Here is a 15,630-nt window from a genome sequence, read left to right as displayed (position 1 = left end):
TCCACGAACTCCTCCCAGTCCATGTTGGCGAGCGAGATGTTGTTCTCGATCGACCACAACTGCTGTGCGGCAACCCGGAGTTCGCCGAATCCCGGCCCCTCGCCGTCCCCGTCGTCGCCGCTCATACAGAGGGCCAGCAGCGGCATCTCCGTCACCGTGAGCGCCTGCTGGTCCGCCACGATCAGTAGCTCTTCCTCAGCCGGCGCGAGCGCGACGACCTGTTCGGCGGTGAGGTTGCGGTAGGCGGAGTCGTCCACGATGTGGAGTGACGCGAGAAACCCGTCCTCCTCGTCAGGAGTGGTGACGACGGTACGCAGACGCTGCCAGGCCGCCTCGTCGGAGAAGTCGGTGCGGACCAGCAAGGTCTCCTGGGCGTGCGGAAGACTTTTCATATTTGGGCATGTTAGCCAGCCTTGCGGTTCACACCTATCAAGAACGTCACCCCCTTGACAGGTGACGAATAAGCGGCGCAGGCTGTCAGACATGAACACCTACGAATATCCCCTCTTCCCGGGCCGTCTGGGCAAGGAGCAGGAGGCCCTCGAGGAACTGCTCCGCCGGGTCAACTGCAACGACCGGCGGGAGCCGGACCGTCACGCGGAGGAGTACGCCCGCAAGACCCGCCAGCTGGCGGCCATCACCTTCCTCAGCGCACTTCTGTGACCACCGAGTCCGAGGTGAGGGAGAGGTTGAGCAGGGCGGTCGCCGTGAAGTCGTCCGACGGTTCGACCGTCTGACAGACAGCCGCGTCGTCGGACCAGCAGCGCCCGGACGGCTCGGCGGAGCGCGGACGCATGCTGTCGAACCTCTTCAGGTCGCCCAACAGGTCCACTTTGTTGCGTCCGTTGCCCACGGCGCCCCACAGGACGTCCCCGGGGGCCGGATCCCGGCAGTCGTCCGACCGAGTAGCCGAAGGCACCCCGGCGCCGATGACGCAGTCATTCGACGGATGTGTGCGCAATGTCGGTCCCGGAGGCTGAAGGGACACGCTCCCGACGGACGAAAGGCAACCCGTATGCCCACATTCGCCGACCACGTCATCGCCTCGCTCAAGGCGTCCGGCGTGCACCGTCTGTACGGCCTGCCAGGTGACTCCCTCAACGGTCTGACGGACGCCATACGCCGCGACGACGCCGTCGACTGGGTGCATGTGCGCCACGAGGAGAGCGCCGCCTTCGCGGCGGCGGCCGAGGCCGGGCTTACCGGAGAGCTCAACGTCTGCGTCGGCAGCTGCGGTCCGGGCAACCTGCACCTGATCAATGGCCTCTTCGACGCCCATCGCAGTCGCGTGCCGGTCCTCGCCATCGCCGCCCAGATCCCCGGTAGCGAGATCGGCTCCGGCTACTTCCAGGAGACCCGCCCGCAGGAGCTGTTCGCCGAGTGCAGCGTCTTCGCGGAGGTCGTCACCAGCCCGGAGTCCGGGCCGCGCATCCTGGAGATGGCCATGCGGGCGGCCGTCGAACGCAGGGGAGTGGCGGTCGTGGTCGTACCTGGCGAGATCTTCCTCGCCAAGACCGGCCGGGACCTGGCCCCCACGGTCGTACGCCCGGCCCGGAGCGTCGTCCGCCCGGATGACGGCGCCCTGAGCGAGGCCGCTTCGCTGCTGAACGACGGACAGCGGGTGACGATTCTGGCGGGCGCCGGTGCGGCCGGTGCCCACGACGACCTGGTCCGGCTCGCCGAGATCCTCAAGGCCCCGGTCGTGCACGCCCTGCGTGGCAAGGAGTACGTGGAGTACGACAACCCGTACGACGTCGGGCTCACCGGGCTGCTCGGCTTCGCCTCCGGCTACAAGGCGATCGAGGAGGCCGACACCCTGCTCATGCTGGGCACCGATTTCCCCTACCGGCAGTTCTATCCGCGCGGCGCGAAGGTGATCCAGCTCGACATCCGTGGTGAGCAGATCGGCCGGCGCACCCATGTCGACCTGCCCCTGGTCGGCAGTGTGCGGGACACCCTGCCCGCGCTGCTGCCGCTGCTGACCGTCAAGAGGGAGCGCAAGCACCTCGATGAGGCCCTCGCCCACTACGCCCGCACCCGCAGGTCGCTGGACGCGCTTGCCGTCAACGACCGCGAACGCACTCCGATCCACCCGCAGTTCGTGGCGCGCACCATCGACCGGATCGCGGACCGGGACGCGGTCTTCACCGTCGACGTGGGCTCCCCGGTGGTGTGGGCGGCCCGCTATCTGGCCTTCAACGGGCAGCGGCGGCTGCTCGGTTCGTTCAACCACGGCTCCATGGCCTGCGCCCTGCCGCTCGCCGTGGGGGCGCAGGCGGCGTACCCGGGCCGTCAGGTGGTCTCGTTGTCCGGCGACGGCGGGCTCACCATGCTGCTCGGAGAGCTGTTCACCCTCCGGCAGAACGGCCTGCCCGCCAAGATCGTCGTGTTCAACAACGGTTCGCTGAACTTCGTCGAGCTGGAGATGAAGGCGTCCGGCATCGTCAACTACGCGACCGAGCTGGACAATCCGCAGCTCGCGGAGGTCGCCGCCGCGATCGGGCTGTGGGCGCGTCGGGTCGAGCGCCCCGGCGACCTGGCGGACGCGCTGAAGGGTGCCTTCGTCCACGAGGGCCCGGCGCTGGTCGAGGTCATGACGGCACGTCAGGAGTTGTCCGTGCCTCCCGCGATCACCGGGGAGCAGGCCAAGGGCTTCACTCTCTACGCGATCCGCACCATCCTGTCCGGCCGGGGCGAGGAACTGCTCGACCTGGTGACCACCAATGTCGCCCGCCGGATCCTGCGTTGACCGGCCGAGGCCGGAACACATATCTCAGCGCGCGGATGCAACACGCACCTGAAACACTTACCCAAGGCAACCGAGCACATCGCATGGTTGCCCTGAGCAATGACATGGGAGGTACATGTGGCCGAGAACGCTCAGTACGAGGAACTGATGCGCCAGCTGAGCGCCATCGGCTCCGTGCGACGACAACTGGACCGGGCTCTTCCGAACGGCTCCTCCAGCGGATCCGCCATGGTGCTGGCACTGCTCGCCCGCGACGGCGACATGCGCATCGGCAGGCTCGCGGAGCTGCTTGCCGTCGACATGTCGGTCACCAGCCGACACGTCGCGCACCTGGCCGCGCGGGGCTGGATCGACCGCAGCCCGGATCCCGTGGACCGACGCTCGCGCATCCTGCGTCTGACCCCCGAGGGCCGGACCAGGCTCGCCGAACTGTCGGAACGTACCGCCCGGTTGCTTGCCCGGCGGCTGGGCGACTGGAGCGACGAGGACGTCAGCCGGCTGACGTGGCTCCTGTCCCGGCTCCGGGCGAGCTTCGACGACCCATGGACCGCACAGGACTCGCACGCCGAGCCGCCCGAGGATGCCCACTCCTGCCGTACACCCGCTGTCACCACGTAAGGAAAGAAGCCCCATGACAACCACCCCAAGAGCAGGTGTGCGGGCACACGCCCACCACGGAGAAGAAGCCGCACACGCGCCGATGACACACGCGCAGATCATGCGCGCCCTGTCCGGACTGCTGCTCGGCCTCTTCGCCGCCATCCTGTCCTCGACGGTCGTCACCAACGCGCTGCCGAAGATCATCGGTGACCTCGGCGGCGGTCAGAGCGCCTATACCTGGGTCGTCACCGCGTCGCTGCTGGCGGTCACCGCCTCCACCCCTCTGTGGGGCAAGCTCGCGGACCAGTTCAGCAAGAAGATCCTGGTCCAGTCAGCCTTGATCATCTACGCCGTTGGTTCCCTGGTGGCTGGTCTGGCACAGAACCCCACGACGCTGATCAGCGCCCGTGTCATCCAGGGCCTGGGCGGCGGCGGCCTGTCCGCGCTGGCGCAGGTCGTGCTGGCCGCGATGATCTCCCCGCGCGAGCGCGGGCGCTACTCCGGCTATCTGGGCGCCACCTTCGCCGTCGCCACCGTCGGCGGCCCGCTGCTCGGCGGCGTCATCACCGACACCAGCTGGCTCGGCTGGCGCTGGTGTCTGTTCGTCGGCATCCCGTTCGCGCTCGTCGCGCTGGTCGTACTCCAGCGGACGCTGAACCTGCCGGTGCTCAAGCGCCAGGTCAAGGTCGACTGGGCCGGCGCCTTCTTCGTCACCGCGGCCGTCTGCGCCCTGCTGATCTGGGTCACCTTCGCCGACAACAAGTACGACTGGCTGTCCTGGCAGACGTACACGCTGGTCGGCGCGTCGATCGTGCTGACGGCGATCTTCCTGTTCGTCGAGACGAAGGCGAGCGAACCGATCATCCCGCTGCGGCTGTTCCGCAACCGCACCATCACTCTCGCCTCCCTCGCCTCACTGTTCTCTGGTATCGCTCTGTTCGCGGGCACCGTCTTCTTCAGCCAGTACTTCCAACTGGCGCGCGGCGACTCCCCGACCATGTCGGGCGTCATGACGATCCCGTTCATCGCGGGCCTGTTCGTCTCCTCCACGGTCTCCGGCCGGATCATCACCCGCACCGGCAGGTGGAAGAGCTGGCTGCTGGCGGGCGGTCTCCTGCTGACAGCGGGCCTGGCTCTGCTGGGCATGCTTCGCCACGACACGCCGTACCTGTTCATCGCGCTCTGCATGGTGCTGATGGGCCTCGGCGTCGGCATGACGCTGCAGAACCTCGTGCTGGCCACGCAGAACCAGGTGTCCCCGGACGACCTGGGCGCCGCCTCCTCCACGGTGACCTTCTTCCGGTCCCTCGGCGGCGCGGTGGGCGTCTCGGTGCTCGGCTCGGTCCTCACCACCCGGATCGGCCACTACGCCCGCGAGACCATCGCCCAGCTGGGCCCGCAGGACCGGGCGACGGCCGCCAAGGCCTCCGGCGGCGGCGAACTGCCCGACCTCACACTGCTGCCCGCCCCGGTGCGCACCTGGCTCGAGAGCGCCTACGGCCACGGCATCGGCGACATCTTCCTGTACGTCGCCCCGGTCGCCCTGATCGCCTTCCTGGTGACGCTGTTCATCAAGGAGGTCCCGCTGCGCGCCTCCAGCGGCCTGGTCCAGGCGGCGCAGGCGGCCCGGACGGTGCAGAATGCCGAAGCCGTCACCGGGGCGCAAGGCGGCATCCGTGGCCGCGTCCGTGGTGTCGAGAGCGCGCCCGTCCCGTGGGGCGCGGTTACGCTGACCTCCGTGGAGGGCCGCGTGCTGAGCCGGTCGGCCGTCCGGCCCGACGGCTCCTACACGCTGGACGTCCCGGCCACCGGGCCGTACGTCCTGATCACTTCCGCGGACGGCTACCAGTTGCAGACGTCCGCGATCGTTGTGGGGGAGGAGCCGGTCGTCCACGACGTCGTGCTGACGGTTCCCACCGCCTGACCGGTCCGGTCAACGCGACGCGACGGACCCGACGCCACCTACGGTCCGGGGGAACGCAGCAGACCGGTCCCGCCTCGGACGTCCGGAGCCGCGGCCGTGCTCGACGGCGTACACCCGAACCAGGGCGTGCAGCCGGTGGTGCCCAGGCCGATACTCCGTCAGCAGCTGCGCCTCCGCCAGTTCGGCAAGCAGTAGCCCTGCCGTCTCCTCCGCCTCACCGCTCAGGGCCGCCGCGGTGGACCGGGAGAACTCCGCGTCCCCGCGGCGGGCGAGCAGCGCGAGCAGGTGCCGTGCCGGTGTACTCAACCGGTCGAAGGACCACGAGAACGAGTCCCGCAGCGCGCCGTCGTACCGGTGGCCCAGCTCGCTCGCCCCGCTCGGTCCGGTGGGCAGTTCGGCGGCCATCCGCGCGAGCGGGAAGGAAGCGCGGGACACCAGGTGCGCCGCAACGGCGACCAGGGCCTGGGGCAGCCGTCCGCATCCCGCCACGATGGCGTCGACGGCTTCTGGCTCCCGTCCGGCACGCTCGGGCCCGACCCGGCCGACGAAGAGCGCGCGGGCGTCGGCCCGGCTCGGCAGCCCCAGCGACAGCAGACGGGCGCCGTGGCTGGCGACGAGTCCGGCGAGACAGGTCCTGCTGGTGACGACCACGCAGCTGCCCCCGTCGCCGGGCAGGAGGGGGCCGACGTCCTGGGCGGCGGGCACGTTGTCCAGCACCACGAGGACCCGTCTGCCGGTCAGCAGACTGCGGTACAGGCCCGTCCGTGCGGCGAGTCCCTCCGGTACACCGTCCCCGGGCACGCCAAGTGCCACCAGAAGCGCGTGCAGGGCCTCGGCGGGGCTCATCGCGGGCCCGTCGCCCCCGAAGCCCCGCAGGTCCAGATGGAGCCGCCCGTCGGGGAAGCGGTTCGCCACCCGGTGCGCCCACCGGAGCGCCAGCGTCGTCTTGCCCACCCCGGACATGCCGTCGATCGCGATGAGGGCCGTGGTGTTCGGCTCCACCGCGCTGTCCTCCAACAGGGCGTCCAGCCGCGCCAGTTCCTCCGCGCGTCCGGTGAAGAACGGAAGCATGGGCGGAAGTTGGGAGGGGCTCGTCCAGGAGCCCGCCACCTGTCCGGGCCGCCCGTCGGCGCCGGATTCCGGCGTCGGCAGCAGCCTGCGATCGTCCGCCAGAACGCGCCGGTGAACCTCGCGCAGACCGGGACCGGGGTCGATGCCCAGTTCGTCGGCGAGCAGCCGCCGCCCGGCGTCGTACGCCTCCAGCGCCTCGGTCCGCCGCCCGGACCGGTACAGCGCCAGCATGAACAGCTCGCGCAGCCGCTCCCGCAGCGGATTGCGGTCCATCAGGACGGACAACTCCACCGCGGCCTCACGATGCGCGCCGGAGGACACCTCCAGCGCCAGGCACTCCTCCAGGGCCGCCAGCCGCAGTTCCTCCAGGATGGTCCGGTGCCGGTCGGCGAACGGCACGTCGACGCCCTCCAGGGGCTCGCCGGACCACAGCGCGAGCCCCTGACGCAGCACCGCCACCGCCCGCGGCAGATCTCCCTGTGCCGCCAGGTTCCTGGCGCGGGACACACCGGCGCGGAACTCGTCCAGGTCGAGACGGACGGCCGACAGGGCGTAACCGCGGCCGGTCGTCTCGATGACCGAAGGGCCGGACGCGCCCAGGGCGGCGCGCAGCCGCGACACGTAGGTGCGGATCACGGCCGGTGCCGTGGGCGGTGCGACCGGACCCCACAGCGCGTCGACCAGGCTGTCCACCGAGGCCCGTCTGCCGTCGCCGAGGAGCAGCACCGCCAGCGTGGCACGCTGCTGAGGCGACCCGAGGTCTACCTCCACGCCGTCGTACCGGGCGCTCACACGCCCCAGCACGAAGAACCTCAGGCCGTCGTCTCCCATTGAGTGTTCCCCTCGTGTCACCGCTGCCGACAGTCCACTGCGGCCTGTCGGCATAGGTTCAAACGAGAGGTAGAACAGAAGCGTTCACACCCGGCTCAGTGACGTGTGTGCGTAGCGTGATGTGTTTGCGTAGCACTCATGTCCATGCCGCCCATGGTCATGGACTGCATCATGTGGTGCATGGTGAGCACGGACGGCGGCATGATCACCAGCGGCCGCATCATGCCCTCGTCCTCGTGGTCGAGGATGTGGCAGTGGTACATGAACCGGCCGCTGAGCGCGCCGTACCGCCCCAGCACCGTGACGGCCGTGTTCGTGGCGAGGGCGAAGGTGTCCTTCCAGCCGCTCTCCTCCGGCGCGACGGGCAGCGCGGCGCCCAGTTCGAGCGGCTTGGTCGTGCCGCCCAGGGCGAAGTCCATGCTGGCGGCGTCGACCGAACGCCGGTCCACGACCTGGAAGTTCATCAAGTGGATGTGCATGGGATGGACGATCGGCGGGCCGCCGGCCGGCGCGAGGCTGAGGAACGTCCACTTCTCCCAGGCGCCGGAGGAGCCGAAGAAGGTGGTGGTGTCCTCGAAGGCCGTTCCCACTCGGCGCAGGGTCTTCGTGCCGCCGGCGAGCTTGACCTGGACGACGCCGTCCCCCTGCTTGGTGGAGCCGTCGGCCTCCTGCATCTCCCACATCTGCGGCATGGTCCGGGACTTGTCGAACGCGACCACCACGAAGCGCTCCACGGCCCCCTTGGGGGTGTCCGCGGTCGTCAGCCGCTTGAAGTCGTGCGACAGCGTGGCGGGTGCCTTGTACGGCGACTTGGCGTGCCGTGCCACGCGGAACTGCATGACGTCGGGGAACGGTATGTTCGCCGGCGGCACGGGCACTCCGGCGGGCACGCCCGGCACCGTGTTGACCAGTTTCAGCCGTTTGCCGGCGAAGGCCGCGAAGTCGACGACGACGTCCGCGCGCTCGCCGGGATTGAGGGTCAGCGCCTCCTCGATCACCTGGGGCTTGCCGAGCAGGCCCAGGTCGGTGCCGATCAGCTTCATGGCGTTCGGCACCGCCTTGCCGGTCTCCTCGTCGATCACGACCAGCCGGTAGGCCCTGCTCAGCGCGGAGTTGACGATGCGGAAGCGGTAGGCGCGCGCCTGAACCGACAGATACGGCCACACTACGCCGTTGACCATGGTGTACGGCCCGAAGAAGCCGACGGCGGTGGGCAGTTCACCCGGCACCGGCCGCCCCAGCGAAACCCTCTTGGCGAGGATGCGGCCGTCGAGCCGCCCCGCGGAGTCCGTGTCGAAGTTGACATCGGCCAGGGCCAGCGGGATCTCGTAGGCGCCGCGCGGAAGGTCCAGCCGCTCCTCGGCCTCGTCCCGGACGATGTAGTGCCCCATCAGCCCTGACATCACGTTCAGTGCGGTGACCGGCATGGCGTGGTCGTGGTAGAAGAGGTGTGCCGCGGCCAGGTCGTTCGGATATTCCGACAGCTGCGAGCCCCCGTACGTGACACCCGCGTCCGGAGCGCCGTCGCTGGTCGCGTGCTGGTGCCCGCCATGCAAGTGTACGGAGGTGTAGGCGACGAGGTCGTCGACCTCGGGCCTGCCGATCGCCCCCTGGGAGCCTGGGCCGTTGAGCGGCTCCAGCCCGGGTGCCGCACCGGCCGGCAGGGCCCAGACCGCCTTGACCGGGTGCGTGCCGCGCAGTCGGTTGGCCCAGGCGATGCGGGTGCGCCGGCCCCGCTCGACCTCGATGGTGGGGCCGGGGAAGTGGCCGTCATAGGTCCACAGGGGCGTGGGAGGCATCTGGGAGTGCAGCCGGAGCTCCCTCTCCACCAGCGGGATCTCCGTTGTGCCGTCCCTCTTGGGCCGCAGCGTGGGCGGGATGCGCAGTGCGTCCTTGAATGGAGTCAGCTTCGTCGCGGACGGCTGTGACACCCCGTCCAGGGGTCCGGACGCCGCTGTCGCCTCTTCGTCGTCGAGCAGGTTCGTCGTCGCGTAGAGCGCGACACCCGCCGTTGCAGCGCCGGCCAGGCTTAGAAACGTCCGTCGACTTCTGTGCTTCACGTACTTTCCTCTGTTGCAAAGGGGTGTGTGGCAAGCAGGTGGGATACCCACGTGTCGACGCAGCCTAGGAGGCGCAGATATACGATGTGCAGACGTGCTTCGCACATGTGTGAACACGTATCAAGTTGGCCGACTTACGCCCTTGTGTGTCTGCTGAGACACATGATTGTTTTGTGCCGGAAGAACCTTCTGCCTGACTGGTCGGCTTTGATGCCTACCGATCGAAAGGACATGTGATGATCGATCGCCGCTCCCTTCTCCGTACCAGTGGTGCCGCGGCGGCCGGCGCTCTCGGCGCGGCCGCTCTGTCGTCGACCGTCGTGGCCGCGGACTCCGATCCGACCGCAGGCGTCACACGCACCCTGCTCCAGGAGCATCCTTCGCCCGCCAAGGGCTGGGAGGCCGTGCAGACACTTGTGCAGATTCCCCGGCACAAGGAGTCGGGCCGTCACAGTCATCCCGGCGTCGAGGTCGGATACATCATCCGCGGCGACGTCTTGATGGAGTTCGACGACAGGCCGCCTCTCCGGCTGTGCACGGGCGATCCGTTCTTCATCCCGAACGGTGTCATCCACAACGCCCGCAACGTCGGCACGGTGACCACGATGATGCTCTCCACGTACGTGGTCGACGAGACGAAGCCCCTGGTGACCACCTACTAGGGACCCTTCTTACTCCGACGGTGTGCCGGGCCCGACCGGCGCGGTGCCTCAGTCCGGGACCTTTAAGCGGGCCCGTTCGACCGGGCTGTGCGCGGCGCTCAGGTCGCCCCGCACCCGAGCGCCTTCCAACGCGCCGGTCAGCACGGACTCCACGGCGGCCATGGTCGACCTCACCTGGTCGACCGTGCTGCCCTGGGAAGCGCGCTGTGTCGTCGCGTTGAACAGCAGGCAGCCGCGCTCAGGCTCCGCAACGTCGGCCGGCATCGGCGTGGCGCTGCACCCCTGCCTCCAGAACAGCTCCATGGCCGTCGACCGACTGCCGATACCGCATCCGTCGGCGAGAGAAAGGCCTCCTGGTCGAAGGGCGCGAAGCATGTGCGCACCGCAGCCGTATGGTGTCTGGTGCCCGGAGGCAGCCCACGGGTGACCAAATGCTTATGCTCAGGCACATGCTTGGCGGATGTTCTCCGGCTAGCCTCGACGGCATCGACAGCAACGGTCCGAGGACAAACATGCAGCTGCATCTGAACTACCCGCTGGAGCCCGACAGCGCGCCTCTCCATGCAGCTGCCATCGTCGAGGTCGCGGCCGACATCAGTGATGCCGAGCTGGACTACAGCCCCGGGAGCATCGGCCTGGTGGAGGACATAGTCGACGGGTTCCGGACCGAGGGTGCCACCGGTCAGGAGATGGCCGACTCTCTCGTCGGCTTCGGCTGTTACGTCGGCGAGATACTGACGCGTCGCGCCGGCGCGGTCTGGCGCTACACGCCGGACTCTCAGCACACCGTCCCGCTGGCCGTGGAACTCCCCGATGCCCGGGAATGCCACCCGATCGACTGGGTCTTCCGCCGCCTTGAGCACGGAGCCGCGGTCAGCATCTGCGGTCTGTATGCCGAGGTCGCCCCGGACACCGGTCCCGGCGCAGAGAGTACGCACGGCTGAAACCCGTCGCCGAGCCCCAGCCGGCCTCGCAGGCCCACGGAGGCGAATGTGGTGGTGCGTGTGAACCCGGACGGGGTGTCGGACCGTTTCCAGGTTGGAGGCACCTGCACTCGGACACGCTCGGGTGACAGGTGAGGGCACGTCACATCCCTTCTCGAGAAGGAGTGTGGCGGTGCCGTGTCGGCAGGCTGGACGTGCCCCCGAGTTCGGATTGCCGACATGCTCCTCCGGCGGTCCTGTCTCCGCACCCTGCCGTCTGGGGGCAGGACCGCATCCACTCCGTCGAGCCCCCGTCGGCCGAGCGCCTCTTCGCGGTTCGCCGCGCAGGAGCCCCTGGTGAAGGCCGGTGACAAGTAGTTAGGATCACACCCCTCGAGGGGCGACCACGGCTGAGCTCAAGGGTCCTGTTCTGCTGGTGCACGGCTTCTTCCACGGCGCCTGGTGCTGGAGCGAGGTGTCGCTCGATCTCGCCGCGCGAGGTGTGGCGTCAGTGGCCGTCGACATGCCAGGTCACGGTCTGCAGGCCAGACGGCCGACCGCGAGCACCAGACGTCCTCATGCCCCCTCGGACTTCGCGTCCGAGAAGTCCCCGGTCACGGACGTCGACCTCGACACGGCGGCCACCCTGCTCGTCGAGCAGGCTCGGCGGATGGGCCGTGGCGAACCCGTCACCGCGGTCGCCCACAGCATGGGCGGCGCCGCGCTGACCCTGGCCGCCGAACGCCACCCCGAGCTCTTCGCGCATCTGATCTACGTCACCGCGTACATGCCCGCCTCCGACACCCCCTGCATCACCTATCTGGCACTGCCGGAGGCCGAAGGGCAGCAGGTGCTGGGCCTGCTCGCCGCCGACCCCGCCGCGGTCGGCGCGGTGCGTATCGACACCCGGGACGACGACCTCCGGCCCACCATCCGCAGCGCGTTCTACGGCGGTGTCGACCAGGGCATCGCGGACGCGGCCATCGCCCTCCTCGGGTGCGAGGCACCGACCGCCATGGCCACGCAGCCCATCACTCTCACCGCGCAGCGCTGGGGCTCGATCGCGCGGACCTACGTGCTGTGCACCCAGGACAACACCATCCCCATGGCACTCCAGCGCCTGTTCATCACCCAGGCCGACAACGCCTGCCCACAAAACAGGACCCATGTGGTCACGCTGGAGTCCGCACACTCACCGTTCCTGTCGATGCCCGACCGGCTGGCCGAGGTTATCGCCGGGCTCGTCTGAACGACCACGGGAACACCCTCCCCGGCGATGTGCGGGGCCACCAAGTAGCACCACTCACATGTATCCCAGCTGGGGTCCTAAGAGCGCCGGCGAAGCTCCGTCGTGTCGGCGCATGACGTCCATGGCGCGGTTGGTCATGTGTCCAAACCCGCCATCGGACTGTCTGGACACCTATCCGCCGAACAGCGTTCACTTTCCTCGCCGCGACGACATCGTCCCCTCCGCCTCCGTTGCTTGGTTGTCGTCGCGCTCTGTGCCCCCGCACGCGTTGCACCACTTCGCAGGTGCTGGAGACACCCTCCGGCCCACTCCCTCAGGAGGAACGTGTGAGTTCCACGCTCCGAAGAAAGACACTCGCCTCGGGGGCGGCGGCTCTCGCCGTCTCCCTCGCCACCGTCTGTTCCGGCACACTGGCGCAGGCCACCGGCAGTCCCGTGACCCCCACCCCCGTGTCCGGCCAGCTCCCCGCCGGCCGTTACATCGTCACCCTGGCGGACGCTCCGGTCGCCCTCTACCGGGGCGGCGTGGCCGGCATCGCCGCGACGGCGCCGTCGCGGGGCGGAAAGACTGACGCGAACAGTGGTGACGCGCGCCGCTACCAGGCATACCTCGAGGACCGGCAGAGCAAGGTCGCCGCCTCGGCCGGCGCCAGGATCCGCGACCGCTACACGGTGGTGACCAACGGCTTCACGGCGAATCTGACCGCCGTACAGGCCGCGCGTCTGAGCCGGCAGCCGGGTGTGCTCAAGGTCAGCCCGGACGGGTGGAACAAGGTGACGGACGACTCCAGGTCGACCGACTTCCTGGGCCTGTCGGGACCGCACGGCCTGTGGTCGAAGCTCGGAGGCACCGCGAAGTCCGGCAAGGGCGTGGTGGTCGGCGTCATCGACACCGGCATCTGGCCCCAGAGCGCGTCGTTCGCCGCGCCCGCCCTCGGCACCGCGCCGCCCACGGCCAGGGACCCCTACCGCCCGTTCCTCAAGGGCGACGAGATCAAGATGAAGAAGGCCGACGGAGGCCTCTTCAGCGGCCACTGCCAGACCGGTGAGGAGTTCACCGAAGCCGCCTGCAACACCAAGCTCGTCGGCGCACGGTACTTCGGCGACGGCTGGCTGTCCCAAGTGCCGCCTGAGCGACGGGGCGACTTCGTGTCCCCGCGGGACGGCGGAGGGCACGGCACGCACACGGCGTCCACCGCCGCGGGCAACGCGAACGTCCATGTGACCGTGGACGGGCATGACTTCGGGAAGATCTCCGGAGTGGCGCCGGGCGCGGTCGTATCGGCGTACAAGGCGCTTTGGACGGGCAAGGACGAAAAGGACTCCGGCGGCACCGACTCCGACATCGTCGCGGCGATCGACCAGGCGGTGGCCGATGGTGTGGACGTCATCAACTTCTCGGCGGGCGGCATGGTGGAGTCGCGGCTCGACTCGCCCATCCAGCAGGCCTTCCGAGCCGCGGCCCAGGCCGGGGTCTTCGTCTCCACGGCCGCGGGCAACCAGGGCCCCGATGCCGGGACTTTGGACAACACGGCGCCCTGGACCACCACGGTCGCGGCCAGCACGCTGGCGCTCCCCGAGGCCACGGTGAAGCTCGGCGACGGCCGCACATTCGTCGGCGGCAGCACCACGGTGGGCGCGGCGCTCGGGCCGAAGCCGCTGGCCCGGGCCGGTGACGTGAAGAATGCCGAGGCCGCGGACGAGGCGGCACGGCTGTGCCGGGACGGCTCCCTCGACCCGGCGAAGACGGCCGGGAAAGTCGTGGTGTGCGACCGCGGCATCACCGCCCGGGTGAGCAAGTCCGCCGAGGTGACACGGGCGGGCGGGGTCGGCATGGTCCTGGTCAACACATCCGACCTGGACACCGACGCGGACATCCACACCGTGCCCACCGTGCACCTGAACGTCCCGGGAGCCACGACGGTCCGCGACTACGCGGCCACGCCGGGCGCCACAGTGACGCTCCAGCCGGGCGGTTCCTCGGGGACGCCGTATCCGCAGATCGCGCCCTTCTCCTCCCGCGGCCCCTCGACCGTGAACCAGGGCGCGCTGATCAAGCCGGACATCGCCGCTCCCGGCGTCGGTGTGCTCGCCGCCGTCGCACCGCCCAGCAACCTCGGCCACGACTTCGACTTCATGTCGGGTACGTCGATGGCCGCCCCCCAGATATCCGGTCTCGCCGCGCTCTACTTCGGCGTCCACCCCACGTGGTCCCCGATGGCGGTGAAGTCCGCCATGATGACGAGCGCCGTGGACACCAAGACCGCGTCCGGCGGAGCGAACACCCACCCGTACGAGCAGGGATCCGGTGAGGTCGATCCCACCGCCATGCTCAACCCGGGCCTGGTGTACGACTCGTCGAACACCGACTGGCTCGGATACGAGGAAGGCCTGGGTATCCACACCGGGACCGGTACCGACCCCATCGATCCCAGCAACCTCAACTACCCGTCCATCTCCGTCGGCAAGCTGCTGGGTTCCCGCACCGTCACCCGTACGCTGACCGCGGCTCGTCCGGGCCTGTACCGCGCCTCGGTCAAGCTGCCCGGCTTCCGCGCCGAGGTCACCCCCTCCACCCTGCGCTTCACCCGCGCCGGCCAGACCGCCAAGGTCAGCATCAAGCTGACGCGCACGACCGCGGCCTCCGGCAAGCCGGTCACGGGGCACCTGACCTGGACCGGCAGCGGAGAGCTCACCGTGCGCAGCCCGATCGCGGTGACCCCGTACACGCTGCTGGCCCCCGACCGGGTCGTCGGCGCCGGGAGCGAGGGCGGCGTGTCCTACTCCCTGACCCCGGGAACCGAGAAGGTGACGCTCACCGGCCACGCCCCCGTCGTGGGTCGGCCGGTGCAGGGTGAGGTCTCCGCCGCGACCGACGGCGAGCAGGACTTCGCCTTCACGGTGCCCGAGGGCGGCGGGGCGGGCGAGTTCTTCGCCACGACGGACGACCCCGAAGCGAAGGTGGCCCTGCTGATCTGGACGGCGCCGACGGACGGGCGGCCGGGGCAGATGATGGGTGAGCTGAGCACGTACGCGCACCAGGCGCGGGTCAGCGTGTCGTCCCTGCCACCCGGCAAGTACCTAGCGTCCGTCTTCGCCTTCGACTACCTGGAGGGAACCTCGGCCACGAAGTTCACCCTCCAGTCGAATCTACTGAGGATGGACACTCCCACGACCGGTACCTTCACCGTGTCTCCGACCGACCCTGCCACCGAACCGGGCGTGCCGTTCACCGTCACCGGCAAGTGGTCCGGCGTGAACACGACCGCCCCGGCCACCGCGTACGTCCGATACCCGGACGGCACCGGAACGCTCGTCAGCATCGGCGGCTGACCGGACGACTCCGGCGGGCCGCTCGACGGCCCGCCGGAGCCCAGGCCATATGTGTGCCCTTACGGCGCGGACCGCTACGAAGACGGTGAATGTCGAAAAGCACTGATTAGGCCGTCAAAAAATTTCTACGATGGTCTCCGAGCACTACCACGTCGTCACGCGCAAAGCGGTATGACAAGTGGGTCACTCTGTATACGGAAATCCCCCTTCGGGCAGCACGGTACTCCGG

General features: G+C 69.3%; 12 protein-coding genes and 1 pseudogene. 8 read left to right on the top strand and 5 right to left on the bottom strand.

All coding sequences use genetic code 11. From position 1 onward, the window contains the following. Nucleotides 1-392 (bottom strand): DUF6924 domain-containing protein (locus ACTWQO_RS33810; protein ID WP_443241184.1); only part of this gene is annotated, 392 nt, incomplete at its 3' end. Between the two features lie 91 nt (nucleotides 393-483). Here ACTWQO_RS33810 and ACTWQO_RS33805 point away from each other — a divergent pair. Continuing rightward, on the top strand, nucleotides 484-663 hold the full coding sequence (locus ACTWQO_RS33805; RefSeq protein ID WP_443241183.1) for a hypothetical protein: 180 nt from the start codon (nucleotides 484-486) through the stop codon (nucleotides 661-663). Here the strand turns inward: ACTWQO_RS33805 and ACTWQO_RS33800 are convergent. Continuing rightward, nucleotides 647-796 (bottom strand): hypothetical protein, encoded by a 150-nt coding sequence (locus ACTWQO_RS33800; protein ID WP_443241182.1) that lies wholly within the window; start codon nucleotides 794-796, stop codon nucleotides 647-649. The two genes, ACTWQO_RS33805 and ACTWQO_RS33800, sit on opposite strands and share 17 nt — an antisense overlap. A gap of 219 nt (nucleotides 797-1,015) precedes the next feature. On the opposite strand from ACTWQO_RS33800, the gene poxB reads away from it, so the two are divergent. From poxB to ACTWQO_RS33785, 3 genes are all read left to right on the top strand, one after another. Further along, nucleotides 1,016-2,749, top strand: coding sequence for a ubiquinone-dependent pyruvate dehydrogenase (poxB, locus tag ACTWQO_RS33795; RefSeq protein WP_443241181.1), 1,734 nt, complete (start codon nucleotides 1,016-1,018; stop codon nucleotides 2,747-2,749). 117 nt (nucleotides 2,750-2,866) lie between these two features. Then, nucleotides 2,867-3,367: a MarR family winged helix-turn-helix transcriptional regulator gene (locus ACTWQO_RS33790; RefSeq protein WP_443241180.1), complete on the top strand. Its 501-nt coding sequence runs from the start codon at nucleotides 2,867-2,869 to the stop codon at nucleotides 3,365-3,367. 13 nt (nucleotides 3,368-3,380) lie between these two features. Continuing rightward, nucleotides 3,381-5,273 (top strand): MFS transporter, encoded by a 1,893-nt coding sequence (locus tag ACTWQO_RS33785; RefSeq protein ID WP_443241179.1) that lies wholly within the window; start codon nucleotides 3,381-3,383, stop codon nucleotides 5,271-5,273. A 9-nt stretch (nucleotides 5,274-5,282) separates the two neighbouring features. Here the strand turns inward: ACTWQO_RS33785 and ACTWQO_RS33780 are convergent, their stop codons facing one another. Both ACTWQO_RS33780 and ACTWQO_RS33775 read right to left on the bottom strand, forming a co-directional pair. Beyond that, entirely contained in the window at nucleotides 5,283-7,175 is a 1,893-nt protein-coding gene (locus tag ACTWQO_RS33780; protein WP_443241178.1) for a BTAD domain-containing putative transcriptional regulator, read from the bottom strand. A gap of 95 nt (nucleotides 7,176-7,270) precedes the next feature. Next, nucleotides 7,271-9,235 (bottom strand): multicopper oxidase family protein, encoded by a 1,965-nt coding sequence (locus tag ACTWQO_RS33775; RefSeq protein WP_443241177.1) that lies wholly within the window; start codon nucleotides 9,233-9,235, stop codon nucleotides 7,271-7,273. A 236-nt stretch (nucleotides 9,236-9,471) separates the two neighbouring features. On the opposite strand from ACTWQO_RS33775, the gene ACTWQO_RS33770 reads away from it, so the two are divergent. Then, complete coding sequence (locus ACTWQO_RS33770; protein WP_443241176.1) at nucleotides 9,472-9,897, top strand: cupin domain-containing protein; 426 nt, start codon at nucleotides 9,472-9,474, stop codon at nucleotides 9,895-9,897. Nucleotides 9,898-9,945: 48 nt separating this feature from the next. On the opposite strand, the gene ACTWQO_RS33765 is transcribed toward ACTWQO_RS33770, so the two are convergent. Beyond that, nucleotides 9,946-10,161: a hypothetical protein gene (locus ACTWQO_RS33765; protein ID WP_443241175.1), complete on the bottom strand. Its 216-nt coding sequence runs from the start codon at nucleotides 10,159-10,161 to the stop codon at nucleotides 9,946-9,948. A gap of 248 nt (nucleotides 10,162-10,409) precedes the next feature. On the opposite strand from ACTWQO_RS33765, the gene ACTWQO_RS33760 reads away from it, so the two are divergent. The 3 genes and pseudogenes from ACTWQO_RS33760 (at nucleotide 10,410) to ACTWQO_RS33750 (ending at nucleotide 15,401) form a co-directional block, all read left to right on the top strand. Beyond that, entirely contained in the window at nucleotides 10,410-10,841 is a 432-nt protein-coding gene (locus ACTWQO_RS33760; RefSeq protein WP_443241174.1) for a hypothetical protein, read from the top strand. A gap of 406 nt (nucleotides 10,842-11,247) precedes the next feature. Beyond that, nucleotides 11,248-12,069 (top strand): annotated as a pseudogene (locus tag ACTWQO_RS33755) (alpha/beta hydrolase); the annotation flags it as partial. Nucleotides 12,070-12,395: 326 nt separating this feature from the next. Then, nucleotides 12,396-15,401 carry a S8 family peptidase gene (locus ACTWQO_RS33750; RefSeq protein WP_443241173.1) on the top strand — a complete coding sequence of 1,002 codons (3,006 nt, stop codon included), beginning with the start codon at nucleotides 12,396-12,398 and terminating at the stop codon, nucleotides 15,399-15,401. Nucleotides 15,402-15,630 lie beyond the last annotated feature (229 nt).

Origin of the sequence: Streptomyces sp. 4N124 (genome assembly GCF_052245395.1) — a bacterium.
Taxonomy (GTDB): domain Bacteria; phylum Actinomycetota; class Actinomycetes; order Streptomycetales; family Streptomycetaceae; genus Streptomyces.
The sequence above is the reverse complement of the archived record's forward strand: the minus strand, read 5'-3'. Positions and strand labels throughout refer to the sequence as shown.

What these genes read in the sequence shown, in the direction of transcription:
- ACTWQO_RS33805 (WP_443241183.1), top strand. Translation starts at nt 484, where the DNA reads ATGAACACCTACGAATATCCCCTCTTCCCGGGCCGTCTGGGCAAGGAG.
- ACTWQO_RS33785 (WP_443241179.1), top strand. Translation starts at nt 3,381, where the DNA reads ATGACAACCACCCCAAGAGCAGGTGTGCGGGCACACGCCCACCACGGA.
- poxB (WP_443241181.1), top strand. Translation starts at nt 1,016, where the DNA reads ATGCCCACATTCGCCGACCACGTCATCGCCTCGCTCAAGGCGTCCGGC.
- ACTWQO_RS33770 (WP_443241176.1), top strand. Translation starts at nt 9,472, where the DNA reads ATGATCGATCGCCGCTCCCTTCTCCGTACCAGTGGTGCCGCGGCGGCC.
- ACTWQO_RS33800 (WP_443241182.1), bottom strand. Translation starts at nt 796, where the DNA reads ATGCGTCCGCGCTCCGCCGAGCCGTCCGGGCGCTGCTGGTCCGACGAC.
- ACTWQO_RS33780 (WP_443241178.1), bottom strand. Translation starts at nt 7,175, where the DNA reads ATGGGAGACGACGGCCTGAGGTTCTTCGTGCTGGGGCGTGTGAGCGCC.
- ACTWQO_RS33760 (WP_443241174.1), top strand. Translation starts at nt 10,410, where the DNA reads ATGCAGCTGCATCTGAACTACCCGCTGGAGCCCGACAGCGCGCCTCTC.
- ACTWQO_RS33765 (WP_443241175.1), bottom strand. Translation starts at nt 10,161, where the DNA reads ATGCCGGCCGACGTTGCGGAGCCTGAGCGCGGCTGCCTGCTGTTCAAC.